The sequence below is a fragment of the Pseudomonas putida genome, assembly GCF_028682475.1.
Taxonomy (GTDB): Bacteria; Pseudomonadota; Gammaproteobacteria; order Pseudomonadales; family Pseudomonadaceae; genus Aquipseudomonas; species Aquipseudomonas putida_AG.
This window is the reverse complement of record NZ_JANHLE010000128.1, coordinates 1-365: the sequence shown is the minus strand read 5'-3', so window position 1 is coordinate 365 and position 365 is coordinate 1. Positions and strand designations below refer to the sequence as shown.

The window sequence follows — 365 nt, the reverse complement described above, 5'->3', positions numbered from 1 at the left end:
CGCGCCATTGAGCGCGTTGCTCAAGGTCCAGTCGCTGCCAGTGTCGATATTGAAGGTGCCAGCGTTGTTGATCTTGCCGCTGCCCAGGCCGTCCACATGGTTCAGATTGACCTTGGCCCCTGTCGCGATGAGGGTATCGGCGCTCAGGCCAGTGTTGCTGCCCTGCACGTCCAGCGTACCGCCATTGACCTGCAGCAGGCCTGCACCACTGAGGGTACCCGCCGAGGTGCCACCGTTGCTCAGCGCCAGCGTGCCGTTGTTCAGGGCCAAGCTCGACCCGGCCACAGCGTTGAGTACGCCCACCGTCTGGGTCTTGCCGTTGAGGTCGAACCCGGCCAGGTTGGCCAGGCTCAGCTTGCTGGTCC

The 365-nt window shown here is 64.4% G+C and carries 1 protein-coding gene; it reads right to left on the bottom strand.

The features are described 5' to 3' along the window. Nucleotides 1-365 (bottom strand): hypothetical protein (locus NPS47_RS25480; protein ID WP_425313555.1); only part of this gene is annotated, 365 nt, incomplete at both ends.